Below are 25,344 nucleotides of genomic sequence, written 5' to 3' on the forward strand. Positions count from 1 at the left end.
CCTGTTCAGTACCTACGGCACTGCTGGGATGCTTTATCCGCTTTCTGTTACCAAGCTAATGCTCCTAACGGGGCATCCCTGCTGACCACCGTTGTTCCGACAGCTATGCTGCTGACCCATTAGCATTGAGTTTTTAACTCAAAACCACCTATTGGTTGGTTTTATGAGAAGCTAGGTACGGCGTATTCCAATACCTTTACCATAGGCTTAGGAGCATCATGCCGTAGGTATGAAAGCTTGGTAATGGCTGTAAACATCAGTCTCCTGTAATGTGCCGTAGGTACATCACTTTGGATCAATTAGATTTCTCAAGAAGATCAAGCAATGCATATTTGCTTGCCCTGTTCAGTACCTACGGCACTGTTGGGATGCTTTATCCGCTTTCTGTTACCAAGCTAATGCTCCTAACGGGGCATCCCTGCTGACTCTTCTGCCGGCTAACCTGAGTTCGATAATATTAAATAACCATGATACCAAGTCTCGGAAAAAAAAGCAGGGCAAGCAAGCGACGGATGTAAAATAGGTTTTTGGTGCCGATAAAAGTTGTTTTATACTATTTTAGGGTGTCTTTTTACTCGTGATTTTCAGTGGTCTTCACGTACTCGTCCAGGAGATTTTTTATGGATGCATTGGAGGGGTTGAGGGAGTGTCCTTGCTGAAGGACTGCAATGGCTTCATCCATTTTTCCTGATTTTTTTAGCGTGGAAGCATATAGCGCATACCCGTTATATGAACTTGGATAAAGACGGGTGATGACATCGAAGATGGCTAATGCTTCTTGGTTTTTGGAAGCATTTTTTAGTCGGAACCCAATATTGATCAGCTTGTTCTCAGAGACGTCATAATCGGCACTTTTGCCTTTCTGAAATTCATACTGGATGAGTGCTATGGTCTTTTCGATGGATTGGCTGTTTTCGTAAACATCTTCAATGTTTTTAAGGTTGTACCGTCGTTCTCGTTCCCGTTGTTCGGAGACGGTTGGCGTGCCATAGTATTTCCGTTCTTCATCAGAGACTTGGCTGGTGTCTATCTTGTAAAAAAACATACGATCGTTTTCGTCACGATAGAATTGCGTGCCATAAATCTGTGGTTTCCCTTTTTCTTTAAGGTACCGGTCCACAGCAGCAGGGTAAAGCGACCTGTTTATCGTAGAGTCCATTGCGATGGCTTTCCCAAAGTACATGATAGCTAATTTGTAATCAACACTATCGTTGCCATGGTGAAAAATCAATCCGGCATTGTAAAAGTCCTTTGCCGTTTTGAGTTGTCCCTGTTTTATCAGTTTTGATACGTTGGTCCTTCGCAAGCTGTCATCCTTCCCAATCGCTTTCCAGTTTTTACTGCCCATCGAGGTTCTCGCATTTTGATCTTCGTCAGCCATTTGCTGTAGTTCGGCATTGTCTTGGCCAAAGGTAATGCCCGTCATGGACAGCAAGACCAAGGCTAAGATGATAAGGAATTTCATAAGGTGAGAATTTTAACCCGGAATATGCATTAGCCTATCTACGCCACGGCGCACAGGTGTTGCGACCTTAAACTGCTTCAAAATCAGTCGTTTCACTTGAGTTTTCGGCATTAGCGTAGCGGTGCTACGCTAATGCCTCCAAACTAACTGATTTTCTTGCAATTTCAGCTCTCACTACGATTCCTAACGCATAATCCGGGTTTAACAGTAAAAAGACTTTGGTGTATTAAAGGTAAAAAATATATCTATGTTTGAACATGATATATCTCAGTGGATTTACTGATTGTTTTATTAAGGGATGAATGTCAGAATGAATTTTATGCAGAAGCCTAGCACCAAGGAGGTGGTGAAATTTACCATTGTTCCCGCCAGGAAAAATCCCGCATTGTCATTGATGTCTTTTTGTCGGGCGAGATTTTTGGCTGCAAATATTAAGGCTAGGCCTGTGATCTCTCCTGCCAATACAAAACTTAAAATGATAATGTTCTCACATTTTCCAATGATGTATCCATCGCGGATGATTTTCTTATCAGCTTCGGCGATTTTTCCATCTTTATCTACGTCAGAAGCCTCTTTATCCTTAAGCACTATTTTTTTTATCAGGTAGTTAGTGATGAGAAATGTCAGAAAATAACCACTGATAATAATAGCTGCCTTAATCAGGTTTGGGTTGGTGGTGAAGTAGTTTATGATGAATTCCATCTAGTAGTGTGTTTAGATTGCTTTCAGCTTCATGGATCAATTCCATTTTTGAGGATTTTGTGATCTTGGAAATATACTGCTGGGACACCCCTACACTTTCGGCCAATTCCTTTTGTGTTAGGTTTGATTCCCGGTTATGATAGATTTTCCATTCTATTTCTTTCCAATTATCTCTGATGGCCAAGACCAAGTTAAGAATGGTGTTGATGGTCATTGATTCTATTTGATCATTAAAGCGAGCAGCGAAAAACAGGTTGCTTTTTTTTAGCCTTTCCATTTGCTCTTGGCCTTTCCAGAGCGCTGGCCCTTCAAGGGACAGGAAGTTTTTCTCGTCCATACCAAAAGAAACTTCATCTTCTATCAATACTATTCTTGACTTTTGATGCTTTTGGTATTCCTGGATGGCAAGGATGACCTTGGCCGCTGACATTGGATCCTTACAGATCCCTCCAAAGCTATCTCCTGAGTAGATAGTCAAGGGGATTTTAAAATATAGCGCGAATTTTTCATTTATCCGCTTGATTGCGGTATGAAAATAGTTCCATTCCTCTGGATTGAATTTTTTACGAGATTTGATTACATCGCCAATAAGTACAATTTCATTGTTCTTCATACAACAAATATAGTTGTATTTTATAATACAACCAAATAAGTTGTTTTTGTTATTTACAACTATTTAGGTTGTTTTTTGTCTAGACAAGTAATGATATCGGCCTAATGATGGGAGATAGCCGTTAGTCGGGATCGGTAATCTCTATTCCGGAAAGCTTCCTTACAAATGCGGGGTGCTTTGGTTTTTTACAGGTGAAAGAGTTACGTTTTTCGGCTTTTTTTCATGCCAAACCAATAACCTATCCCAAGAGAAAGCATGGTCCGGTCTCCGTTAAGCCACCCAATGTAGGCGTTAAGGTCCAGAAAGCTGTTATTATACCTTCCCCCATAGCGCAGCCCCGCCTGTAAAAGGGATGGGGCGGCATCGTCCAGCCCAAACCCCGTCCGGCCACTTAGGTATAGCCCACCGTTTTTCTTTGATGGCAGTACCCTTAGGTCTCCTGTGAAAGTGATATAGGAATAGCCCATATACTTGGAAGACCTTTTTTCTTCCTGAAAAAAGGTCCGTTGATAACTGACTCCCGCTATATAACGCTCATTATAGACCCATTGGGTTCCGATGGAAAAGGTTTCGGTTACCAAGTTGTCTTTTAGTGTCATGCCCCCCGAATAACCCAGCCCCGTATAGGGTCGCCAGAGAGATTCTTCTGTCTGCGCAAGGAGCTCCACGGACAGAAGACCGCAAAGCATAAACATCGTACCCAAATGGCACATGGTCTTGATTATTTTCATTTCAATTAATTTTCTCGGGAAAATAGATCTGCCGGGATATTACGTCCTTTTATTCAGGTGTATAATTGCTTTCAATAGGTCTTCATGAATGCTACGCATTTCCATTGATGAAAAGGACCAAAAATCTAGTCCGGTGGTGAGCCCTTTAAATTGGGGCTGGCAAGTTTTCTAGCGAGAACAATTCGGAGCCCCATTTAATTTAAGAAAACTGCTCCGACCTAAAAATGAATGGATCTCCCTGTTCCACGACGCGAGCTAATTCATTTTCTTAACGGCCTGCTCATTATTCTTAAAACGGTCACACCAAAGGACATCCTTGACTTTCGAAACCAAATTTTATAATGGTTCCATTACCTGCAATATCACGGATAGCCATTTAAGATTAAATAAAAAACAACAGGTCGCAAGTGTTTGGTAGTAAATAGGTTGTGTTTGAATATAAAAGGTTGTATATACTGGTTTTACGTATATAATGCACAGGTGATCTGGATGTGCAACGCATATTCCAAGTTTATACAGTCCGAAAGCTTATAAACCTCAGTTCGATTATAAAACCGTCACTGCGAGGCTAATGAGGAGATTTGAGGGGTGGAAGCCGTGGCAGCTCGCCGCGGCGAGTTGCCACACCCTTTTCCAGCCCACATCCTCCTAAAAAGGGTTCGCAATGACGCTTTTTATACTAAAAATAAGTCGAGCTCAGCTTATAAATAAAGCATTGCCCTGTGCCAAAATTCATGATTGGATAGCCCCTCGTTGCAAGCGAGTGTCTTTTCCTTGCGTTTCAACAAGGACATGTACTAAGGCCAGTATCTGATTTTTCTTAACAGAAACGAATAGTTTGGATAATAGCGATTCCTGTAAAAAAATGTAACTTTGTGAATGAAAATTTAGTTGTCATACTAATTAATTGACATTGAATAATTGCTTGTTAATTAGCGTTATAAGGATGTTTACCGTTGGGGCTGGTGTGAATTCCAATATTTTGTGAACAGATAAAGAAAAACTACCCATATGCCAAAGAGTATATTAGTGACAGGAGGGACCAAAGGAATCGGCAAGGCCATCATCCGTAGATTTGCATCGGAGGGATTTGCTATTTTTACCTGTGCGAGAGGGCAAGAAGACCTAGCGCAGTTGAAAAGAGAGATAGAGAGCGATTTTCCTGCTGTTGAGTTTGCTTATAAGGTCGCCGATCTGTCCAAGAAAGAAGAGGTAAAGGCATTGGCCGAAGCGGTGAAGGAAGTCTTCGTCCCCGATGTTTTGGTGAATAATACCGGGGTATTTCTCCCAGGAGCCATTCATGATGAGCCTGATGGTAATTTTGAGCTGATGATGCAGACCAACCTGTACAGCGCTTATTACCTGGTCAGGGAGTTTGCACAGGAGATGATTTCCCGTAAGTCGGGGCACATCTTTTCGATGGGATCGATCGCCGGTCTGACCGCATATGCCAACGGCGGCAGCTATGCGATCTCCAAATGGGCGATGCGGGGCATGACCCAATGCCTGCGTCAAGAGCTACTGCCGCACCAGATCAAGGTGACATCTGTCATGCCCGGAGCCACGCTCACGGCAAGCTGGGAAGGAGTGGATATTCCTGAAGAGCGCTTTATGAAAGCCGTGGATGTGGCCGAGTCGGTATGGTCGGCTTATAACCTTTCGCCCCAATCGGTAGTTGAAGAGATAGTCATCAGGCCTCAATTGGGAGACTTGTAAACATAATTGAAGATGGACAGCAAAGAAACCATTTCGAATACCAAATATTGCGATAGCTTGACCAGCTATTCCCGCAGGAAGACCATCCCGGTAAAGATCGGTGATGTGGTCATCGGAGGGGAAAACCCAATCGTGGTCCAGTCTATGACCACCAAGGATACCATGGATACAGAAGGCTCTATCGAAGAGTGTATCCGTATGATCGATAGTGGCTGTGAACTCATTCGCATCACAGCGCCTAGCATCAAGGAAGCCGAAAACCTTCGCCACATCAAAGAAGGGCTGGCCCAGAGAGGCTATCATGTGCCCTTGGTAGCGGATATCCACTTTACGCCAAATGCTGCTGAAATTGCGGCGAGGATAGTGGAGAAAGTACGGATCAATCCCGGTAATTATGCAGACAAAAAGAAGTTTGAGGAAATCGAATATACCGATGAAAGCTACCAGGCTGAGCTGGAGCGGATCCGTGAGCGTTTTTTGCCCTTGGTAAAAATCTGCAAGGAACACGGCACAGCTATGCGGATCGGTACCAACCATGGCTCGCTGTCCGATCGGATCATGAGCCGTTATGGAGATACACCTTTGGGAATGGTCGAGTCTGCACTGGAGTTTTTGAGGATTTGCGACGAAGAAAACTACCATGATATTGTCATTTCCATGAAATCCTCCAATACCCAAGTAATGGTGCAGGCGTACCGTTTATTGGTGCAGAAGCTGGATGAAGGAGGCTTCAAGCCTTATCCGCTCCATCTTGGTGTCACGGAAGCCGGTGATGGGGAAGACGGTCGGGTAAAGTCAGCCGTGGGGATAGGGACGCTCTTGGAAGATGGCTTGGGCGATACCGTACGTGTGTCCCTGACAGAAGACCCGGAACTGGAAGCGCCGGTGGCACGGGCATTGATCGACCGCTATGCCAAACGCCCTGGGCATGATGCCATAACGCCAATTGATGAATATCCGCTTAACCCTTATGAATATGAAAAAAGGGAGAGCGTGGAGGTCTTTAATTTTGGAGGATCAAATGTTCCCCGTGTCATTACTGACATTTCCCGTGTGGAGAGTATCACGGAAAAAGAACTGAAGAACGTCGGTCATTTCTACCTGCCGGAACTGGACAAGTGGAAGATGAATGATGTAGGCTGTGATTTCGTTTATTCAGGTGAAAACCCCATCTCATTCATGCTGCCCAATGGCCTGAAGGAGATTGTCGATGTAGCAAAGTGGCAGGTCTTGGAAGACCACCATAACAAGTTTCCTGCGTTTACTTTGGCAGAACTGGAAGATGCTGACGAGCTGCATAGGACGTTGAACTTTCTGAAACTGAAAGATACAGAGGTGGAGCAGGCCATTCCGGTATTGGAAGGGCGAGCGGACCTCGTAATCATACTTCACAGCGATAATAAGCACAATATGCCGGCGTTAAGGCGGGCTTACATTACTTTGATCAATGCTGGTGTCCAGCTGCCCGTGGTGTCTGAAGCGGGCTATAAGGAACAAGACGCCGATCAGACCATGCTCTATGCCGCCACTGATCTGGGAGGATTGCTGATTGATGGCCTGGGAGATGGAGTGATGCTTGGGCTGGAAGAGAAGGCGTCTCCAGACCGTGCCGCACTGATGGATACAATCAAGCTCCATAATTCGGTGAGTTTTGGCGTGCTCCAAGCAGCGAGGACCCGGATGTCCAAGACGGAATACATTTCCTGTCCATCTTGTGGGCGGACGTTGTTTGACCTTCAGGAAACTACAGCGATGATCCGTAAAAGGACCGACCATCTGAAAGGCGTGAAGATTGGAATCATGGGCTGTATCGTTAACGGCCCTGGTGAAATGGCCGATGCGGACTATGGATATGTGGGTTCCGGTAAAGGAAAAATCACCCTTTACAAAGGAAAGGAAGTGGTCAAAAGAGCCGTTCCTTCCGAACATGCCGTGGACGAGCTGATCAATATCATCCGTGAAGACGGACAGTGGATTGAACCCGAAGCGGTGGAGTAGTTGTTAGTAGCAAGTAGGAAGTAGCAAGTAGCGGATATCAAGCAACTAGATAAGGGAGTGGCAAAGGCAGGATTCCCCAGCGCATAAAAGGGCTCAATGTACTTCCCTGATTAGTGTTGACCGGATTAATATTAGTTTTCATTATCAATTATTGTAATCGCTAGTCATTTACTAAAATCCTATTGTGTTTCTCTTTGCTCCAAAATAACCCCACCTAACCTCCCCTAAAAGGGGAGGGTTATCCCATGACTCATGACTCATATCTCACGTCTCAATACTCACGACTCACAACTCAATACTATAAACGAAAAAACATGGCCGATAATAAATTCAAGGAATTCTTTCAGTTGGGTGAAGTAGGAAACTACTTTGTCAGGGTGTTCAAAAAGCCAGATCCCAACCAAAAATCCAATTTTAACCTTCGGATGATGCACGGGATCAACAAGATATCGATCTTGGTGTTTTTGGCAGCGCTGATCATCTGGATTGTGCGAAGATTAATGTAGGACTGGAAGGGCAAACCGCTGAATTGCGGGGAAGTTTTTGTTTCCAATTCATTGCAACAAACCCTGCCACTCTATCAGGGATGCTTCAATAGACCAATTCCAGACGAGTTTACCAATTACTCTAGTCTCAAGGTTCACTTCTCTATATTCATACCTCACATCTCAATACTACAACCATGGATATCGTATTTTTCAGGGATTATTGCCTCAAAAAAGCCGGGGTGACGGAGGATACCCCTTTTGGGCCGGATACGCTTGTTTTTAAAGTGGGCGGTAAACTATTTGCCCTGATCGATATTGAGAAGTTTGAGAGTGTCAACCTGAAATGTAACCCTGAACGGGCAGTGGAGCTACGGGAGGAATTTACGGGAATCATTCCCGGTTACCATATGAATAAAAAGCACTGGAATACGGTGTCCTTTGGTGGTGCTGTTCCCGATCCGTTGATCTTGGAACTAGTAGACCATTCTTATGAGCTGGTGTTCCAAAGTTTGCCCAAGAAACTCCAAAACGAAATTGCAGGATGAGCTATCTCAAGGTGAGTGAGGTGAGTAAGCGCTACGACGAGCAAAACGTGGCCCTGGAAAAATTTAGCCTACAGGTACAGCGTGGCGGCGTAGTATCCATGGTGGGTGAAAGCGGCTCTGGCAAAAGCTCCCTGCTTCGGATCATAGCCGGACTGGAAGTACAGAGTGCAGGTGTCGTCCACTTGGGAGACCAAAAAATCCTTAATCCAGAACAAAAGCTGGTGCCTGGCTACGATGAGATTCAGCTCATCCATCAGGAATATAAGCTTTACCCCAACTCCACGGTCGAGGAGAATATCGCTCGTCCCTTGCTTTTATATGATAAGGATTATCAGCGGGAGCGTACCGAAGAGATTTTGGAGTTATTGTCCCTGGGAGACTTTAGGGATAAAAAGCCACGGCAGCTTTCCGGTGGTCAGCAGCAGAAGGTCGCCATCGGCAGGGCGCTGAGCATAGAGCCAGAAGTGCTCCTCCTGGATGAGCCGTTCAGTAGCTTGGATGTTATCCAAAAACGTGAACTGATCGAAGAACTGAAAGTGATTTTTGACTCCCTTGAAGTGACCGTAATTTTTGTGACCCATGATGTGGATGATGCCTTGCTGATGAGTGAAGAGCTCCTAATTATCCAAAAGGGAAAACTCGTGCAGCATGGGAATGTCAGGGAGATTTTTTGGAAGCCAGCCAACGAGTATGTAGCACGGCTGTTTGGGTATTTGAACCCGGTTCCGGGCAAGAAAGGAGCGTATGTGCGTCCGTCAGAGGTGAGGCTTACTGCAGAAAATGGCCTTAAAGCCAACGTGGTCAAACAACAATTTCTGCTTCATTATAACCTGTTGACAGTGAAGCTAGCGGATTCCGGTGCGCTTTGGAAAGTCGATGATCCGAGCAGGGCCTTAGAAGTAGGTAGTGAGGTTTTTTTGGACTATCAAAAAGAACAACTCATCCAGTTTTGAGGAGATGTAGGCCAGTGTGGGCAATGGGCACCTGATGCCATAGGAACGGATTTAGCTGTTTGGGATTTGTAATCCCGAACCGGAATAAAGGGGATTTGAAATCCCCCTAGGCCATTTGTGAAGCGCACAAACATCAATAAGGATGCAGATTTCCAGTAACTTACATGTGTTAGCCAGCCTGCTCTTTTTGGGCTTGCGCTTTCTTCTACCTTGGTACTTCTCCTTAGTGTTATTGTTTTTCTCAGTGTTGGTGGCCATTTATGCCATGTACGTGGCCGTGATTCAGCTCTTCTTCCGTGGCTTTACGGACTTCTTTTACTTCACCATCAAAATGAAGCCTGAAGTTCACCAAGGGGTGGTTGAAGTCTAAAAGTAACTGATCTCCGAGGTCTTTCAGGACTTTGGCCTGCATGGGATAGCCCTCTTCATCCACGAGTGGGAGGAAATTCCCTTCTTGGAGCATTTCAGGTTTGAATCCCCTATCTTCAGTAAGTTGATCCTTGGAGATATCCACAATCAGTTCATCATCTGCCTGTCCATAAGCTTCGTCCACTTCTAGGGTGAAACTGAAATTGTCACCTTGTTTTTTATTGGCCAGATAAGCTTCGAATTTCTCTGGCAAATCACTCCCGCCAAAGATGAAATAAAAAGGATCTTCCTCATCTCTCACTTCCACACTGAAGGGTGCTGACTCCTCATCCACACTGCTTACTTTTAGTTCATAGGTAAGGCCGACTACGGTGTTGTTGGATATTTCCATGTTTTTACTTGTTGCTTTTTTACAAAGATAATCGCTTAATCGTACGCTCCAAAAGGACTTGGGGTAGATCAAGCAAAAAGGATGGCCCTCCGAAGAAGGCCACCCTTTTTTATAGTGTACATTGGCTCCCAAGCATGTCAGTAAGGTGTTTGCCAACATGCTGACAGCTAGTGGCTTGGGTTTTGGTGGGGTTAAACCACGATATTGACGATTTTGCCCGGTACTACGATGATTTTTTTAGGTGTTTTGCCATCCAGCCACTTTTGTACATTGGCATCTGCTAGTGCTGTTTTTTCAATTTCCTCTTTACTAAGGCTGAGGGAAATAGGAAGTTTTACCCTCATCTTACCGTTGATGGAGATAGGATATTCATGTGCATCTTCGGTAAGGTATTCTTCATTGAATGTAGGGAAGGCAGCTTCCACGACAGATCGGTCATTCCCCATGAGCGACCACAGCTCTTCGGCAATGTGTGGCGCATAAGGTGAGATGATAATGACCAATGGTTCGAGAATATCCTTTTTATTGCACTTCATGGCAGAAAGCTCATTCACACAAATCATAAAGCTGGACACAGAGGTGTTGAACGAATAATTGTTCATGTCTTCCTCCGTTTTCTTGATGGTTTTGTGTAGGGCTTTTAGCTCATCCTTGGTTGGCTGGGCGTCAGATATGGAGAAGTTACCGTTTTTGTCATGGTATAATCTCCAGAGCTTTTTAAGGAACTTGGATACGCCGTCGATACCATTGGTGTTCCAAGGTTTGAATTGCTCCAATGGCCCCAAGAACATTTCATATAGTCGAAGAGTGTCCGCGCCATAACGTTCGATGATGTCGTCAGGGTTGACCACATTGTATTTGGACTTGGACATTTTCTCGACTTCTGCACCGCAGATGTACTTGCCGTCTTCCAGTATAAATTCAGCATCTGCCAAATCCGGTCGCCAGGCTTTGAATTTGTCCAGGTCCAGCTGATCGTTGTGGACAATGTTTACGTCCACGTGCATGGCTGCTGTGTCATGGTCTTTGCGAAGGCCTTGGCTTACAAATTTATTGGTGCCCTTGATTCTGTACACAAAATTGGACCGCCCTTGGATCATTCCTTGGTTGATCATTTTCTTGAAAGGCTCGACAATTGTCACCAGCCCCCTGTCATAAAGGAATTTGGTCCAGAAGCGGCTGTAAAGCAAGTGGCCTGTGGCGTGTTCCGCCCCGCCGATATATAAGTCCACTGCTTCCCAATACTGCTGGGCTTCTTTGTTGACAAATTCCGTGTTGTTTTGGGGATCCATGTAGCGAAGGAAGTACCAAGAGGAACCAGCCCAGCCCGGCATGGTGCTGAGCTCAAGAGGGTATTCTTCTCCGTCGGTTTTATAGCTCCAGTCACTGGCCCGTCCCAATGGCGGCTCACCGTCTTCGGTAGGCAGGTATTTGTCGACTTCAGGAAGGACTACAGGAAGGTCCTTTTCGTCCACTAGATAAGGAATGCCGTCTTTGAAATACACCGGAAGTGGTTCTCCCCAGTAGCGTTGTCTGGTGAAGATGGCATCGCGCATCCTGTATTGGATTTTTCCTTTGCCTATTTTCTTTTCTTCGAGAAAGGCAATGGCCTTTTCCATGGCGTCTTTCATGACCAATCCGTCGAGGAAGCCAGAGTTCATGGCGATACCATCCCTTCCAGGGAAAGAACCGTTTTCCATACTGCCTTCCAGTACCTGACGGACTTCCAGTCCGAAGTGGTTAGCAAAGTTATAGTCACGCTCATCGTGGGCGGGGACGGCCATTACGGCTCCTGTACCATAGCCGGCTAAAACATAATCGGCTATCCAAACAGGAATCTCTTCACCGTTAAACGGGTTGATGGCGTAGCTGCCGGTGAAGGCACCTGAGATGGTCTTGACATCGCTCATGCGGTCCCTTTCGGAGCGGTTTTTGGCCACTTGGATGTAGGCTTCCGCTTCTTCACGTTGATCGTCGGTGATCAGTTCCGCTGCCAGCTCACTTTCAGGAGCCAATGCCAGGTACGTCACTCCATAAATGGTGTCGATACGCGTGGTGAAGACTTTGATTTGCTGTGCTTTATCCTTTACCTGAAAGACCATTTCGGCACCTACTGACCGTCCGATCCAGTTGCGCTGCATTTCTTTGATCGGTTCTGGCCAGTCCACCTTTTCGAGGTCATTGAGCAGTCGCTCTGCATAGGCGGTGATGCGCATGCTCCACTGCATCATTTTTTTGCGCTCTACGGGATGTCCTCCACGTTCGGAGAAACCGTCTTTGACTTCATCATTGGAAAGTACCGTTCCTAGGGCCGGGCACCAGTTTACGGTGGTTTCGGCAAGATAGGTCAGGCGATATTGGAGCAGGGTTTGCTGCTGTTCTTTCTCAGAATATCCCTTCCACTCACTAGCGGTAAAGAGCTGAACGTCCTCATCACATACTGCCTTGACATTGGCGTTGCCTTCCTTTTCGAAGGTGCTGATCAGGTCGTTGATGTCCTTGGCCTTGTCCTCGGTTTTGTCATAGTAGCTGTTGAACAACTGCATGAAAATCCACTGGGTCCATTTATAGTAAGATGGATCTGAGGTCCTCACCTCTTTGTCCCAGTCAAAGGCAAAGCCAATATTTTTAAGTTGCTCAGTATAGCGTTTGATATTTTGTTCTGTAGTGATGGCTGGGTGCTGGCCAGTCTGGATGGCGTATTGCTCCGCCGGAAGCCCAAAGGAGTCGTAGCCCATGGGGTGGAGGACATTGTACCCTTGCAGCCGCTTGAAGCGCGTGACAATGTCCGAAGCAATATATCCCAACGGATGCCCTACGTGCAAGCCCGCTCCGGAAGGGTAAGGGAACATGTCCAGACTGTAGAATTTAGGTCTTTGTGGGTCTATTTTGGCATTGAAAAGCTGGGATGCTTCCCACCTCTCTTGCCATTTTTTTTCGATTTCTTGAAAATTGTAATCAGCCATTTTTTAACAAAATTGTTACTTGGTATAGGATTGGTTGCAAAAATAAAAAAATAAATGGTATATGTCGATGGATTGTCGAAGTATCACACATAGAGCATGGACTCCAGTAACTTATGTCAAGATCAGCGATGTCATGTTCGGGATTTTTCCTGAAAAAAATACGGGAAAGATGGACGTTTTTTTTTATGTTTTTTTCAGCAACTCCGCCCACCGGGCATAGCCGTCAGTTAAACCCGGAATCAATGCCGTTTAGTTAGTGTGTATCTGGAAAATATGGGTTCTATATTTTTTCCTTGGGCAGCATTTCGTCAAACAAGCCTGCCTTTTTGCCCACCCGCTTTTTAATTTCTTAACGCCCAATACCTGCAAGGCGGATCCGATTAATAAGTTTCTTATGGATAAATTATCATCATTATTCCATTTAGTGGTATATTTTCTTAAGTAACCAAGTTGAGCGAGAACTATAAGCCCCCCTGAGCCAAAAAAGGTATCGCTTCCTTATTACGGTCCTTGGTAAGCCTGTTTTCCAGCCGATGGTGGAGGCCGTTAAGAAAGTGAGTTGGCTCGCGTCGTGGAACAGCGAGACCCACTCACTTTTAGGTCGTAGCCATCGGGTGGAAATTAAAATGGGTGACGGATTTCGGTCGCAGGGTAAATCCATGTTCCATTTTAAAAGGCATACCACCGGCCTAGATTTTTTTCTTTCTTTTTTCATCAATAGCCTGCCCCGAAGGCTTTCGGGGGAAAAAAGGAAAAGGATAAAATCCACCAAGATGATCAGGTTTCCCCAGCCAAAGTCAATCAAAAAAAGGACTTTTAGGTATATGAAAAGGAGGAAATGCCCTTAACTAAACGGCATTGAACCCGGAATATGCATTAGCCTATCTATTGCGGTATGAACCTACTTCAAAATCAGTCGCTTCGCTGCTGTTTTCGATTTCACCATCCGCCGCGGCGGATGCCTCAATCTCCAAACAGCCTGATTTTCTTGCAGTTTCAAACCTCATCACGATTCCTAATGCATAAACCGGGTTAAAGATGTTATCGGCACACCAGCTGCCACAAATACACCAACTTAGCTGTTCGGGATTTGGAATCCCGAACCGGATTAATGGGGATTTGTAATCCCCCTAGGCCATTTGTGAAGAGCACAGACATCAATAAGAATATAGATTTTAAGCAACTTTCATGCTTTAACCTGACGGCTATGCGCCCACCGGGAGCAAATCTCGTACAATCCCATCCAAAATAATCCCCACCTATCCACCCTAAGATCGTGGAGGTTAGGTGTTCCCAAGTCTCAAGTCGCCCTACTCAAGACTCATGTCTCACTACTACTACTACTACCAGAATCTCCAGCTTCTCTTTTTCGTTCGTCCTCGTCTTAGCCAGTTTTCCCAGATGTCTTGTGAGAAGTAGATTTCTACGCCTACGTTGAATGTGAAATAGCCGTCATAACGGTGGTCAAGTCCGCTTCCACGGCGAATTTCATGCTGAAACTCACCGTTTTTGTCAAAATAGACTGCATTTCGGATTTTTTCGGTGTCGGGCAACCCGTTATCGTCCAAGTATTTGGGGTTTCTCACGGCCAGTCGGAGTCTCTCCGGCATAGGCCCTTCTCCGTTGTCAACATAGCTGGCCAAGAGGCTTAGGTAGGAGTCTTTGATGTTATAAGCACTAATGTCGTCCAAGTAATCCGTAAGGGTAAATCGATAGTTCCCCTCTATAAAGAGATCCATGTAGACATTGAGCTTGTATTTCATGCCCAGCCCCATGGGAAAGACCATTGCCACAGCGGGATATTCGTTGTTTTCGAGGGCCAAAGGCCTTAGGTTGTACCATTCACCGTCCAATTGGGCTTTTGGGGTATTGGTAGTGGCACCTACCCCAGCAAAGACATACCAGTTCAGAAAGTGTCGGGTGATATTGTACAGTTTGACAGGTTTCCAGTGGTATTCTGCCATAAAGGCCATTTCAAAATTTCGCGCCCTAAAATGTAAGTCCCGTGGGTAACGGAAAGCACGAGGATCAGAAGGGTAGTCTTTTCCGGACATTTGGATGTAAGAGGCTTCCACACGAAGCCGGGTATTGGTGCCAATGGTCCTCCGCGCATTGATGGATACATTAAAGTCTGGCTGGACACCTTCATGGTACTTCCAGAGAGAATATAATTCGCCAAAATACTGCGTGACACCGCCTCCTACACCGAAAGACCAAGGCTCTTCAAATTTGAAGCGGTTAAAGCTTTGGGCATGCGTGCCTTGGGCGGTTATTGCCAAAAACAGTAGAAAGAGTATGTATCTCATGCGTATAGGGTTGGTTTAAACCATTGATATATACTTGGTTTAAATCACGCGTTGTTGGTTCTAAACGTGTTGATACTGTAAATAAACAATTAATTGTTCAACTTTTCAAATCCAGATTTTAAATGTAGATCTCTTTGTGGGAAAGGGATTTCTATACCTTCTTCATTGAACCTCCTGAAGATTTCGTAGTATAATTGGCTCTTGAGGACCTGCGGTTTATTAATGTATTGGGAGGTCCAGACGCGAAGGAGAAAATTGATGCTATTGTCACCATAATCCACAAAAAGTACGTCTGGTGGTGGTGTCTTGAGCACCCCATCATTATTAGTGGCGACTTTCATCAGGACAGACTTGATCTTTTGTGGATCCTCTTTGTAAGATACGTCAACAGGAAAGTTAAAGCGGATGTTCCGGTCATTGTGTGACCAGTTGATCACAGGGCTATCGATAAATTGGCTGTTGGGGACGATAATGGATATATTGTCATTGGTGACGATCATGGTAGACCTGGAAGAAATCTTGATGACGTCTCCATTGACGTCATCAACTTCAATTCGATCACCGACTTTAATAGGCCGTTCAAACAAAATGATCAGGCCACTTATGAAATTATTGGTGATGTTCTGAAGTCCAAAGCCAATCCCCACGCCGAGGGCACCTGCCAATATCCCTAGTGCACTGAGGTCAATACCGGAATTTTGGATAATGATCACGAAACCTCCTATCAAAAGGATATAGCGGATGATGGTTCCTACTGACTGTCGGGTACCGATATCCATCTGATAGCGGGAAAGTACCTTGTAAACAATGATTTTTTTGATCCATTCGGTAGCTATTACCAGTATGAAAACCGAAAACATCAACGCGATTAAGAGCCCGACGGTAAGCTTCGAGCTTCCCAGCGTGACCAGAGTATATTCCAAAAAGTTGTTTAAGCGTTCCAAAAATACGCCCAGTCCATCTTCTTTGACATCTTGCAAGAGATCTTCCATAACAATAATAATGTAAAGTATAGTAATAAAGTACCCACAAAATAATAATATTTATATTGTGAAACTAGTCGAAAACTGCCTGATTTAATTATTATTGACGTGGGGTAACTACGGATAGTTTAAGATATTTGTGGCAGAAAACAGTATACAATTATGAGTAAGCAAAAAGAGGAACTAGAGCACAGGCTCAAGCTAAGAAATGTTCAACTATCAGATTATAATGATATCCGAGAGTTGATGACATTGATATATGAGCAAAAAGGGATGACTTATACGAGGGAAGAGCTTAAAAATCAGATAAAAGCATTTCCCGAAGGACAGATCTGTATCGAGGATAATGGGAAGGTCGTGGCGGTGGCCCTAAGCGTGGTAGTGGAGTATTCGCAGTTTGGCGATAGTCATACCTATGATGAAATCACCGGCTTTGGCAAGTTTGATACCCATGATCTGGAAAACGGAGACACCCTCTATGGTACAGAAGTGTTTGTTCATCCTGAGTATCGTGGGCTGAGGCTGGGGAGAAGACTTTATGATGCCAGGAAAGAATTGTGCGAAAACCTCAATTTGAGGTCCATTATCGCTGGTGGGCGGATTCCCGGCTATAGCAAACATTCGGAGCAAATGACCCCACGAAAGTACATTGAACTGGTAAAGAACAAGGAGATCTATGACCCCGTGCTCTCTTTTCAGCTGGCCAATGAATTCCACGTTCGGAAAGTCATCACCAAATATTTGCCTGAGGACAAGGATTCCAAGGCATTTGCGACCTTATTGGAGTGGAACAATATCTACTATGAGAAAGATGAGAAGCTTATAGGGAACAGTAAGTCCATTGTCCGGCTGGGGCTGGTGCAGTGGAAAATGAGGCGGTTTAATGACGTGGACGACCTGATGCAGCAGGTGGAGTTTTTTGTGGATACTGTCTCCGGTTATAAGTCTGATTTTTGCCTTTTGCCAGAGTTTTTCAATGCTCCCTTGTTAGCAGGTTTTAATGATATGGATGCCTCTGAAGCCATCCGTAATTTGGCGGATTATACTGAAGAGGTGCTGTCACGCATGAGGGATTTGGCCCTTTCTTATAACGTCAATATCATCGCCGGGAGTATGCCGGAATACGATGGAAAGAAGCTTCGCAATGTGAGTTATCTATGTAGAAGGGATGGCACCACTGATAAACAGTACAAGCTTCATATCACTCCTGATGAGCAGGCCTATTGGGGCTTACAGGGAGGAAACGGAATTTCTGTTTTTGATACGGATGCTGGTAGGATCGGGATTTTGATCTGCTACGATGTGGAGTTTCCAGAGCTAGGGAGGATCCTCGCTGAGCAGGAGATGGATATTTTGTTTGTGCCCTTCTGGACGGATACCAAAAATGCCTATCTTCGTGTGAGTACCTGTGCGAAAGCCAGGGCAGTGGAAAACGAGTGCTATGTGGCCATCACGGGTTCTGTGGGAAATCTGCCAAGAGTGGAGAATATGGATATACAGCATTCCCAAGCGGCTATTTATTCTCCATCTGACTTCTCCTTTCCCCACGATGCGGTAATTGCGGAAGCGTCCTTGAACACCGAGACCACCATCGTGGCCGACGTGGACCTGGATTTACTGACCAAGCTGCGAAAAATGGGCAGTGTGAGGAACCTTGCCCAGCGGAGACTCGACCTCTATTCTATCCAGTGGAAGCGGAAGTGAGGGATGTTCGGTGACTGAAGTACCAAGGTAGAATACAAGGTACGAAGTGGAACCCGAAATGCGTTGGTGCGATATTCTTTACTCAGGGGTTGACATTCATTATTGCGGAAGTGGTGAAGCCTGAAATTGGGAATACGAAGAGCATCCAATCCAAGTAGTGACCAATAAGCATTATTCAGCAAGCAGTAGCCAGTAATCAGTGGGGAGTAACCAATAACCGAATAGCTCAATAACGAATAACCAACAGCCATATGGAAAACTACCTCAAAGGTATAGACGATAAGGTCGTCAAAAAAGCCGCTAAGATCAAGCTCCTGATTACCGATGTAGACGGAGTGTTGACGGATGGAGGGGTCATTTATGATGACCATTACCTCGAATTCAAAAAATTCAACGTGAAAGATGGGCTGATCGTAAAACTACTCCAAAAACACGGGATAAAGGTAGGAGCCATCACGGGAAGGAACTCACCCGTGGTAAGGAGCCGATGTGAAGAGCTGGGCTTCGACTTTCACTATCATGGGGTCAAGGATAAGCGGGAGAAGTTGAAGACGGTGTTGGATGGGATGGACTTGCGGCTGGATGAGTGTGCCTATATCGGAGATGACCTTATCGATTTGCCTATATTGGTTATGGTAGGGCTGTCTGTAGCTCCCAAAGATGCGTTGCCATATATCAAAGAAGAAGTGGATATGGTCTCTACCCTCAATGGAGGTAGGGGGGTATTCAGAGAAGTAGCGGATTTTATATTGAATTCGCAGGGAAAATTAAAAATGATTATTAACCAATTGAAGGAAAAATAAATGATGCCTGTATTTACACAGCCTATGCGCATCACCGACCAGGTGGTGTTGGGGGAGGGTAAGCCTGTTTTGTTCTCTGGTCCTTGCGCCGTAGAGAGTTTTGATATTTGTATGGAAATCGGCAGTACCGTAAAAGCTGAAGCGGAGAAGAATGGTTTTTCATATGTTTTTAAAGCGTCTTTTGATAAGGCCAATAGAACTTCGTCCGGTTCTTTCCGAGGCATTGGAATGGATAAGTCGCTGGAGGTCCTTCAGCGTGTGGGCAAAGAGCTGGGTGTGCCTTTGGTCACTGATATTCATGAAAGCTGCCAAGCCGCAGAAGTCGCTGAGGTAGCTGATGTGTTACAGATTCCAGCTTTTTTATGCCGCCAGACGGACTTGTTATTGGCAGCTGGAAAAACCGGAAAGGCCATCAAGGTCAAAAGAGGACAGTTTATGGCCCCAGAGGATATGCAATATGCCGTCGATAAAGTAAGGTCTACTGGTAATGAAAACGTATGTCTTACAGAAAGAGGTTTTTCATTAGGCTACCATAATTTGGTGGTGGATATGCGGTCATTGCCTACCATGCGGCAGTTTGCACCGGTCGTGTTTGATATTACCCATTCGGTGCAGCAGCCCGGAGGCCAAGGAGGAAGTAGTGGCGGCCAGCGTGAGTTTGCGCCGTTTTTGGCAAGAGCTGCAGCGGCTGCGGGAGTGGATGGCTTCTTTATCGAAACCCATCCAGAGCCTGCCAAAGCACTGAGCGATGGGCCAAATATGATTCCATTACATAGGATGGCTGATTTTCTTGAAATGCTCAAGGAATGCTGGGAAACAGGAAATAAGTATAGTGGCTTTAAAGTAGAATAGTAAAATGTCTTTTGGCTGCTTTTGGCGGAGTGATGTCACCTGTCAAGGGCGGCTTTTTTTAATTGTTGGTGCTAGCTAAATGGTGAAATCCTCAATTTTTATTTTTAAATTACTTGTGTTAAGCGAATTTTTATGAAAAAATTAATTTGGCTTGGCTGCTTTATGTCATTGTTCTATTGCACGGCAGCAGCACAAGTAATGAGTTCTACAACGGAAGTGTCACTCGAAATCCGAAATATTTTAGAGTCATTTGCTCCTGATAAAACAGCTCAAGTAGGTGAGCAACATTTCCATCACCCTGATTTATTGATTGCGTTTTATAGCAACAGGCAGTTTGAACCTGTCTGGGTAAATGACGGGAAATGGCATGATTTGGCAAGTGACCTTCTTGTCCAAATAGAGGAGTCAAAATACGATGGCCTCCTGCCTGCTTCCTATCACTTGTCCGCAATCAAAGAAGTGATCTCGCTGGATAAGCAACAGTCCATCGACAATGGACATCCCGTCCACCAAGCCTATGTGGACCTCCTGCTTGCTGATGCCTATTTTGGCCTTGCCAATGACCTGTATTTAGGAAAGGTAGTGCAAAAAGGACTTCAAAATTCGTGGGAAATCACTCCAAAACGCGTCAAGGTGGATTTTGGAGAGGCCATGAAAAGAGGGCTTGAAAGTGGTGATATTTCAAAAAGCCTGGAGGATTTTTGGCCACGGTATAAGGTGTATAGAAGCATGCGAAAAAGCATGAAGGAGTTTTATGAGATGGACGAATCCTTGGAGGAAAAATGGGAAAAGGTCGGTGGCAAAACCCTTAAAGTGAATGAAGAGAATAAATCGGTACCAGCGATTAGGGAGCGACTTATTTACTGGAATGACTTGCTGTCCTATACAGTCCCCAATGAAGAGCTTTATGACAGTACGATGCTGGCAGGGGTGATGCACTTTCAGAAACGCAACGGGCTGGATGCAGATGGAGTTATTGGTAAGGATACGTATACCGCACTCAATGCGAGCCCCGCAGATATGGTAAAGAAAATTGCCGTCAATATGGAGCGGATGCGCTGGCTGCCCGACACACTGCTGGAAGGAAGGTTTGTCATGGTCAATATCGCCAATTTTCAACTGGACTATTTGGAAAATAATGGACTTGATACGGTTTTTACTTCTAGGGTAATTGTAGGGAAAGAATACCATACCACACCTGTTTTCAATGGGGAAATGGCCTATATTGTGTTGAGCCCTACTTGGACAGTGCCCAGCTCCATAATCAAGAGGGAGATGATTCCTAAGATCAGGAAGGATGCCAATTATTTGAATAGGAACCGTCTCAAAATCCTTACTTATTCAGGGAAGGAGGTCAGCCCTTCATCGATCGATTGGTCAAAGGCCTCTTCTGGTAATTTTCCCTATATGATAAGGCAAAGTCCAGGCCCTTCCAACTCCCTTGGGCAGGCCAAGTTTATTTTTCCAAACAAACACAACGTGTATATCCACGATACCCCTTCAAAATCCCTGTTCAGCAAAGATTTGAGAGCATTTAGTCATGGGTGTATCAGGATTCAGCAGCCTGCGGAGTTTGCGGAAATACTGTTGGAAGACGATAGCAAATGGGACATGCAGCGTATCCGTGAAGCAATGGATAAGGGAAAGGAAACGACTGTGATGCTTAAAGAAAAGGTGCCTGTAGTCTTGATCTACTTGACCTTTTGGGCTGACCCATCGGGCAAGGCCCATTTTAGAAAAGATATTTATGAACGCGATGATGCCATCGCCAAAGCGTTGCTAAACTGAAAGGAGCTGGTATTAAATATTTATTTTAGGTTATTTATTTTTATGATGGCATAGTCATTGATCTTTTATTGGTACTAAACCAATTAAAATTTTATGGATAGATGCCAGAAGTGGATCGTATTGGGCTTTTTGTTTTTAGCCGCTTGTAGCCCAAAAGTGGATGAGGATACACTACAAGCAATCAAACAGCAACTTCAAGGAGAAGCGCTAGAAAAGGTATATGGGGAGTTTGATTATCAACCCATCTGGATCAATGCTGAGGGGTTAAGCGAAAATGGAGAAAGCTTTGTGGAGGTGCTTAATGAGGATATTGCTGCGGATGGTTTGGATAAGGAAGATTACCACTATGAGCTGATCCAGCAATACGTAGATAGCATAAACCAAGGAGGGGGAGTGGATGCATTGGTGAAGTCGGAACTGATGATCTCCGAAGCGTTCGTAAAATTGGCCAACGATCTTCATTATGGTGCGGTGGATCCAAATGAAATATCCTCCAAGTGGAAAATGGAACCGAAAGCCAAAGAGGTAGATGTGGAGGCACTTTTGGGAGAGATAGGGAAAGGAAATATCGGTTCTCTCAATGAGGTCTTTGATCAATTGCGGCCTGAAAATAGACTCTACGATGGACTTAGAGAGCAGATGAAGAAAGCGCTGGAAGCAGAAGGCGATCTTGATGGACCTTCCATTAAGCATGATGAGACGGTAGAAGTGGGCGACCGAGATCAGGTGGTCGCACAAGTACGCAAGGCTCTCCAAGCAATGGGTGAGGAGGGGATTTCCAGCCCAGAGGAGCCGGATGTATATGATGAGGTATTAGAACATGCCGTAAAGCGATTTCAGCAAAAGCATGGACTCAAGGAAGATGGTGTGCTGGGCGAGGATTTTTGGCGCGCCATCAATTATAGCAAGGAAGATTTGCTGGCGAAATTGAAAGTCAATTTAGAGCGATTGAGGTGGTTGCCGGATTTTTTGGACACTGATGGACCAAAAGTGCTAGTGAATATCCCCAGTTACTATATGGATTATGTAGTGGATCAAGACACCGTTTTTTCTACCAGGGCTGTAGTGGGCAAAGAGTACTACCAAACGCCCGTGTTTACCGCAGAGATGAGTTATGTGGTGTTCAGTCCCTATTGGAACCTCCCTGAAGGCATTCTCTGGGAAGAGACCATTCCTGCTATCTTGAAGGATAAAAACTACCTTTCTGAGCACAATATGGAAATAGTGGATGAACAAAGAGCAGAAGTCAAGCCCAATAGTATTCGCTGGAAGAAGCTATCAAAGGAAGAAGGCTTCCCCTATTTGATCCGACAGAAGCCAGGGGATGACAATGCCTTGGGGAGGGTGAAGTTTATGTTTCCCAATACATATAATATTTACATCCATGACTCTCCCGCCAAGGCCTTGTTTGATAAAGATGAGAGGGCATTTAGTCACGGCTGCATCAGGATAGCTGATCCCGATGGCTTTGCAGAGGTATTGCTGAATGATAAGAAGGAATGGAACAAAGACTCCATTAATAACGCTATGCAGCTGGAGAAGGAGAAGCAAGTGAATTTGGACACCAAGCCTACAGTTTGGATATTATATCTCACAGCATGGAAATCAGCAGATGGGCTCCAGCTAAGGGAGGATGTCTATGACAGTGACAAGGAGCTGGCCCAGAAGATGGGCGCTAAGGTGAGTGATGCGTTTTTTTAGGAAGAATCAACTTGAGCAAGTATGGGGCTAGGTGGTCATGTCCGTGTCAAGTAAGGCGCTTGCCTGGGGGTAATCAGTGGTGGGGCATAGATAAAGAGGCAGCCATCTTCTTTAATGCTGTCAATGATTGCTTTGTATTGGTTCATCGGCAGTGCTGGGCATCCCAGACTTCTTCCCAATCGACCGTATTTTTTGATGAATTCCGGGTTGGCATATTCTGCACCATGGATGACAATGGCCCTTTGGCGGGCTTGGTCATTGACTCCCTTTTCGATTCCGTCCAATCGGAGCGAATAGCCGTGTTTGCCGGAGTAGGTTTCTGCCGTTCGGTAAAAACCGAGGCTGCTCATATAGCTTGAATGGGTGTTAGAGAATTTCTTGGCCATCAGTCCGCCGCTGTTTCTGCCGTGTGCCACATAAGTATGATGGAGGATTTTGCCCGTGATAGGGTCTACGGTCCAAAGTCTTTTTTGGGAAGACGGAAGGCTGAAGTCAATAATGGTAAGCGGCTTGTCTGGAGAAACGCTGCCCTTGGCACTGAGTTTTAAAAAACCATTGATGCCCATTTCAAGTGCTTTGGGAGAAATGGTAGTTTTGGCTTTCATGCCATCAAGGTGGTTACGTACTTTCTGGATGAGTATTTCCGCAGCAGTATTTGCAGTTGATGCGATAGGCTGTAAAGTGATGTTTTGCTGGGGTGTGTACGCAAATAGGCCTGTGCTTAGCAGCAGTGCCAGCATAAGTCCTGTTTTTCTAAGCATATATTCCTTTAATTATTGTCTGGGTAATAAGTGTGTTAATCATTTGATAGTTAATGAATTACTCTCTTGTTTTATAACGCAAAAGTAAAGTAATCATTGCAAATATGAACCGAAAGGGCTGTTTATTTTGTTAAAAAACCTGAAATATTTCATGTAAATCACTTGTGAATCCCTGGTTTGGGGAGGTTATTCCTAAAATGACATGCATAAGAAATAATATTTGGTTAATTTTGCCGTCCTTATTTGGTTCAACTTTTTGGTTACAAATGAGTTGACGTGTTGGGGGCGCAGAGAATGGCCAGTGTTGAAAACAAATAAGTAAAAGGAATTGTTCTGCATAGCGTGATGATGCCAATGAGAAGCAACCGATCACCTCACAGAAAACACCGTAAATAAAAACATAAGCATGAGAGTAGCGGTTTATCGCAAGGAGCATTTTAATGCGGCACATCGATTACATAATCCAAGCTGGACCGATGAGAAGAACGATCAAGTGTTTGGGAAATGCAATAACCCTAGTTACCACGGCCACAATTACGACCTTCATGTCAAGCTAGTGGGCCGATAGATCCAGAGACAGGATATGTATACGACATGAAGGTGCTCAGCGATTTGATTAAAAATAAAGTAATAAAGAAGTTTGACCATAAAAATTTAAACCTGGATACAGATGAATTCAAACAACTCAACCCAACTGCAGAAAACATTGCTGTGGTTATTTGGAATATTTTAAGGAACGAAATTGAAGAAAAATACGATCTAACGGTTCGATTATATGAAACAGAAAGGAATTATGTTGAATACGACGGGGATTAAAATAGATAGTTCAATTGATGAAATGGGAGACGAGCATATCGGAACTTCCCATGAGACCCCATTGCGAGAAGATGCCTTTGAAATGGATGATGAGCTCAAAATGGAGCTGATCGAAAAGCACTTCAAAGATATCATGCATGTGCTGGGGCTGGACTTGACCGATGATAGCCTGAGCGGAACTCCACGTCGTGTAGCGAAGATGTTTGTACAGGAAGTGTTTAGTGGGCTGGACCCAAAGAACAAGCCTGAAGTGAAGCTTTTTGAGAATAAGTATAAGTACAGTGAGATGCTTGTAGAAAAGGACATTACCTTCTTTTCGCATTGTGAGCATCATTTTGTGCCTATTTATGGAAAAGCCCATGTCGCCTATATTTCCAATGGCAATGTGATCGGACTGTCCAAGATCAACCGTATCGTCCAGTATTTTGCTAAAAGACCGCAGGTTCAGGAGAGGCTCACCATGCAGATAGGAAATGAGCTGAAAGAAATCCTTGGTACTGAGGATGTGGCTGTGGTCATTGACGCCCATCATATGTGCGTATCCTCCCGCGGAGTACAGGATGTAAACAGTAAGACAGTGACCTCTTTTTATAGCGGGAAGTTTGATAAAGATGATACCACGAGAAAAGAGTTTATGCAGTATATAGCATTGAAATAACATAAAATACGTTAAATAAGTAAAAAAAGCCAGAG

20 protein-coding genes and 1 pseudogene are annotated in these 25,344 nt (G+C 44.7%); 12 read left to right on the forward strand and 9 right to left on the reverse strand.

All coding sequences use genetic code 11. The annotated features are described in order from the left end of the window. Positions 1 to 571: 571 nt before the first annotated feature. The 4 genes from DN752_RS16255 to DN752_RS16270 all read right to left on the reverse strand — a co-directional run bounded on the left by DN752_RS16255 (position 572) and on the right by DN752_RS16270 (position 3,511). The gene (locus tag DN752_RS16255; RefSeq protein WP_112784927.1) at positions 572 to 1,465 is read right to left on the reverse strand and encodes a tetratricopeptide repeat protein; all 894 of its coding nucleotides are present in this window, start codon (positions 1,463 to 1,465) and stop codon (positions 572 to 574) included. A gap of 291 nt (positions 1,466 to 1,756) precedes the next feature. Beyond that, entirely contained in the window at positions 1,757 to 2,167 is a 411-nt protein-coding gene (locus tag DN752_RS16260; protein WP_112784928.1) for a hypothetical protein, read from the reverse strand. Continuing rightward, positions 2,121 to 2,780, reverse strand: coding sequence for a SatD family protein (locus DN752_RS16265; RefSeq protein ID WP_112784929.1), 660 nt, complete (start codon positions 2,778 to 2,780; stop codon positions 2,121 to 2,123). The genes DN752_RS16260 and DN752_RS16265 overlap by 47 nt, the downstream gene beginning before the upstream one ends. Before the next feature lie 200 nt (positions 2,781 to 2,980). Beyond that, positions 2,981 to 3,511, reverse strand: coding sequence for a hypothetical protein (locus DN752_RS16270; protein WP_112784930.1), 531 nt, complete (start codon positions 3,509 to 3,511; stop codon positions 2,981 to 2,983). A gap of 1,011 nt (positions 3,512 to 4,522) precedes the next feature. Between DN752_RS16270 and DN752_RS16275 the strand changes: the two genes are divergently transcribed. The 5 genes from DN752_RS16275 to DN752_RS16295 all read left to right on the forward strand — a co-directional run bounded on the left by DN752_RS16275 (position 4,523) and on the right by DN752_RS16295 (position 9,211). Next, positions 4,523 to 5,227, forward strand: a complete 705-nt coding sequence (locus tag DN752_RS16275) for an SDR family oxidoreductase (RefSeq protein ID WP_112784931.1) — start codon at positions 4,523 to 4,525, stop codon at positions 5,225 to 5,227. 12 nt (positions 5,228 to 5,239) lie between these two features. Then, on the forward strand, positions 5,240 to 7,225 hold the full coding sequence (gene ispG, locus DN752_RS16280; protein ID WP_112784932.1) for a (E)-4-hydroxy-3-methylbut-2-enyl-diphosphate synthase: 1,986 nt from the start codon (positions 5,240 to 5,242) through the stop codon (positions 7,223 to 7,225). A gap of 314 nt (positions 7,226 to 7,539) precedes the next feature. Beyond that, entirely contained in the window at positions 7,540 to 7,731 is a 192-nt protein-coding gene (locus DN752_RS16285) for a DUF6728 family protein (RefSeq protein ID WP_112784933.1), read from the forward strand. A 176-nt stretch (positions 7,732 to 7,907) separates the two neighbouring features. Then, the gene (locus DN752_RS16290; RefSeq protein WP_112784934.1) at positions 7,908 to 8,258 is read left to right on the forward strand and encodes an MmcQ/YjbR family DNA-binding protein; all 351 of its coding nucleotides are present in this window, start codon (positions 7,908 to 7,910) and stop codon (positions 8,256 to 8,258) included. Continuing rightward, positions 8,255 to 9,211 carry an ABC transporter ATP-binding protein gene (locus tag DN752_RS16295; protein ID WP_112784935.1) on the forward strand — a complete coding sequence of 319 codons (957 nt, stop codon included), beginning with the start codon at positions 8,255 to 8,257 and terminating at the stop codon, positions 9,209 to 9,211. Before DN752_RS16290 ends, DN752_RS16295 begins: the two co-directional genes overlap by 4 nt. 241 nt (positions 9,212 to 9,452) lie before the next feature. On the opposite strand, the gene DN752_RS16300 is transcribed toward DN752_RS16295, so the two are convergent. From DN752_RS16300 to DN752_RS16320, 4 genes are all read right to left on the reverse strand, one after another. Then, the gene (locus tag DN752_RS16300; RefSeq protein WP_112786584.1) at positions 9,453 to 9,971 is read right to left on the reverse strand and encodes an FKBP-type peptidyl-prolyl cis-trans isomerase; all 519 of its coding nucleotides are present in this window, start codon (positions 9,969 to 9,971) and stop codon (positions 9,453 to 9,455) included. A gap of 191 nt (positions 9,972 to 10,162) precedes the next feature. Then, positions 10,163 to 12,937, reverse strand: a complete 2,775-nt coding sequence (gene leuS / locus DN752_RS16305; protein WP_112784936.1) for a leucine--tRNA ligase — start codon at positions 12,935 to 12,937, stop codon at positions 10,163 to 10,165. A 1,343-nt stretch (positions 12,938 to 14,280) separates the two neighbouring features. After that, entirely contained in the window at positions 14,281 to 15,243 is a 963-nt protein-coding gene (locus tag DN752_RS16315; protein WP_112784938.1) for an outer membrane beta-barrel protein, read from the reverse strand. 89 nt (positions 15,244 to 15,332) lie between these two features. Beyond that, positions 15,333 to 16,235 (reverse strand): mechanosensitive ion channel family protein, encoded by a 903-nt coding sequence (locus DN752_RS16320; protein WP_112784939.1) that lies wholly within the window; start codon positions 16,233 to 16,235, stop codon positions 15,333 to 15,335. Positions 16,236 to 16,388: 153 nt separating this feature from the next. Between DN752_RS16320 and DN752_RS16325 the strand changes: the two genes are divergently transcribed. The 5 genes from DN752_RS16325 (at position 16,389) to DN752_RS16345 (ending at position 23,074) form a co-directional block, all read left to right on the forward strand. Next, on the forward strand, positions 16,389 to 17,930 hold the full coding sequence (locus DN752_RS16325) for a carbon-nitrogen hydrolase family protein (protein ID WP_112784940.1): 1,542 nt from the start codon (positions 16,389 to 16,391) through the stop codon (positions 17,928 to 17,930). Between the two features lie 251 nt (positions 17,931 to 18,181). Next, the gene (locus DN752_RS16330; protein ID WP_112784941.1) at positions 18,182 to 18,733 is read left to right on the forward strand and encodes a KdsC family phosphatase; all 552 of its coding nucleotides are present in this window, start codon (positions 18,182 to 18,184) and stop codon (positions 18,731 to 18,733) included. Between the two features lie 3 nt (positions 18,734 to 18,736). Continuing rightward, positions 18,737 to 19,585: a 3-deoxy-8-phosphooctulonate synthase gene (kdsA, locus tag DN752_RS16335; protein ID WP_112786585.1), complete on the forward strand. Its 849-nt coding sequence runs from the start codon at positions 18,737 to 18,739 to the stop codon at positions 19,583 to 19,585. Between the two features lie 132 nt (positions 19,586 to 19,717). Beyond that, positions 19,718 to 21,373: a L,D-transpeptidase family protein gene (locus DN752_RS16340; RefSeq protein WP_112784942.1), complete on the forward strand. Its 1,656-nt coding sequence runs from the start codon at positions 19,718 to 19,720 to the stop codon at positions 21,371 to 21,373. Positions 21,374 to 21,466: 93 nt separating this feature from the next. Then, on the forward strand, positions 21,467 to 23,074 hold the full coding sequence (locus DN752_RS16345) for a L,D-transpeptidase family protein (RefSeq protein ID WP_112784943.1): 1,608 nt from the start codon (positions 21,467 to 21,469) through the stop codon (positions 23,072 to 23,074). A gap of 35 nt (positions 23,075 to 23,109) precedes the next feature. Here the strand turns inward: DN752_RS16345 and DN752_RS16350 are convergent, their stop codons facing one another. Further along, positions 23,110 to 23,835: a murein L,D-transpeptidase catalytic domain family protein gene (locus DN752_RS16350; RefSeq protein ID WP_112784944.1), complete on the reverse strand. Its 726-nt coding sequence runs from the start codon at positions 23,833 to 23,835 to the stop codon at positions 23,110 to 23,112. A 406-nt stretch (positions 23,836 to 24,241) separates the two neighbouring features. On the opposite strand from DN752_RS16350, the pseudogene DN752_RS16355 reads away from it, so the two are divergent. Then, positions 24,242 to 24,651: pseudogene (locus DN752_RS16355) on the forward strand (6-pyruvoyl trahydropterin synthase family protein). Continuing rightward, positions 24,611 to 25,309 (forward strand): GTP cyclohydrolase I FolE, encoded by a 699-nt coding sequence (gene folE, locus DN752_RS16360; RefSeq protein WP_112784945.1) that lies wholly within the window; start codon positions 24,611 to 24,613, stop codon positions 25,307 to 25,309. The pseudogene DN752_RS16355 and the gene folE overlap by 41 nt, the downstream one beginning before the upstream one ends. The last annotated feature ends 35 nt before the right edge of the window (positions 25,310 to 25,344 follow it).

It is taken from the genome of Echinicola strongylocentroti, assembly GCF_003260975.1.
Taxonomy (GTDB): domain Bacteria; phylum Bacteroidota; class Bacteroidia; order Cytophagales; family Cyclobacteriaceae; genus Echinicola; species Echinicola strongylocentroti.

Coding starts and splice junctions, on each gene's coding strand:
- DN752_RS16330 (WP_112784941.1), top strand. CDS start 18,182: ATGGAAAACTACCTCAAAGGTATAGACGATAAGGTCGTCAAAAAAGCC.
- leuS (WP_112784936.1), bottom strand. CDS start 12,937: ATGGCTGATTACAATTTTCAAGAAATCGAAAAAAAATGGCAAGAGAGG.
- DN752_RS16255 (WP_112784927.1), bottom strand. CDS start 1,465: ATGAAATTCCTTATCATCTTAGCCTTGGTCTTGCTGTCCATGACGGGC.
- DN752_RS16265 (WP_112784929.1), bottom strand. CDS start 2,780: ATGAAGAACAATGAAATTGTACTTATTGGCGATGTAATCAAATCTCGT.
- DN752_RS16325 (WP_112784940.1), top strand. CDS start 16,389: ATGAGTAAGCAAAAAGAGGAACTAGAGCACAGGCTCAAGCTAAGAAAT.
- ispG (WP_112784932.1), top strand. CDS start 5,240: ATGGACAGCAAAGAAACCATTTCGAATACCAAATATTGCGATAGCTTG.
- DN752_RS16270 (WP_112784930.1), bottom strand. CDS start 3,511: ATGAAAATAATCAAGACCATGTGCCATTTGGGTACGATGTTTATGCTT.
- DN752_RS16350 (WP_112784944.1), bottom strand. CDS start 23,835: ATGCTTAGAAAAACAGGACTTATGCTGGCACTGCTGCTAAGCACAGGC.
- DN752_RS16260 (WP_112784928.1), bottom strand. CDS start 2,167: ATGGAATTCATCATAAACTACTTCACCACCAACCCAAACCTGATTAAG.
- DN752_RS16300 (WP_112786584.1), bottom strand. CDS start 9,971: ATGGAAATATCCAACAACACCGTAGTCGGCCTTACCTATGAACTAAAA.
- folE (WP_112784945.1), top strand. CDS start 24,611: ATGAAACAGAAAGGAATTATGTTGAATACGACGGGGATTAAAATAGAT.
- DN752_RS16345 (WP_112784943.1), top strand. CDS start 21,467: ATGGATAGATGCCAGAAGTGGATCGTATTGGGCTTTTTGTTTTTAGCC.
- kdsA (WP_112786585.1), top strand. CDS start 18,737: ATGCCTGTATTTACACAGCCTATGCGCATCACCGACCAGGTGGTGTTG.
- DN752_RS16285 (WP_112784933.1), top strand. CDS start 7,540: ATGGCCGATAATAAATTCAAGGAATTCTTTCAGTTGGGTGAAGTAGGA.
- DN752_RS16315 (WP_112784938.1), bottom strand. CDS start 15,243: ATGAGATACATACTCTTTCTACTGTTTTTGGCAATAACCGCCCAAGGC.
- DN752_RS16290 (WP_112784934.1), top strand. CDS start 7,908: ATGGATATCGTATTTTTCAGGGATTATTGCCTCAAAAAAGCCGGGGTG.
- DN752_RS16340 (WP_112784942.1), top strand. CDS start 19,718: ATGAAAAAATTAATTTGGCTTGGCTGCTTTATGTCATTGTTCTATTGC.
- DN752_RS16275 (WP_112784931.1), top strand. CDS start 4,523: ATGCCAAAGAGTATATTAGTGACAGGAGGGACCAAAGGAATCGGCAAG.
- DN752_RS16320 (WP_112784939.1), bottom strand. CDS start 16,235: ATGGAAGATCTCTTGCAAGATGTCAAAGAAGATGGACTGGGCGTATTT.
- DN752_RS16295 (WP_112784935.1), top strand. CDS start 8,255: ATGAGCTATCTCAAGGTGAGTGAGGTGAGTAAGCGCTACGACGAGCAA.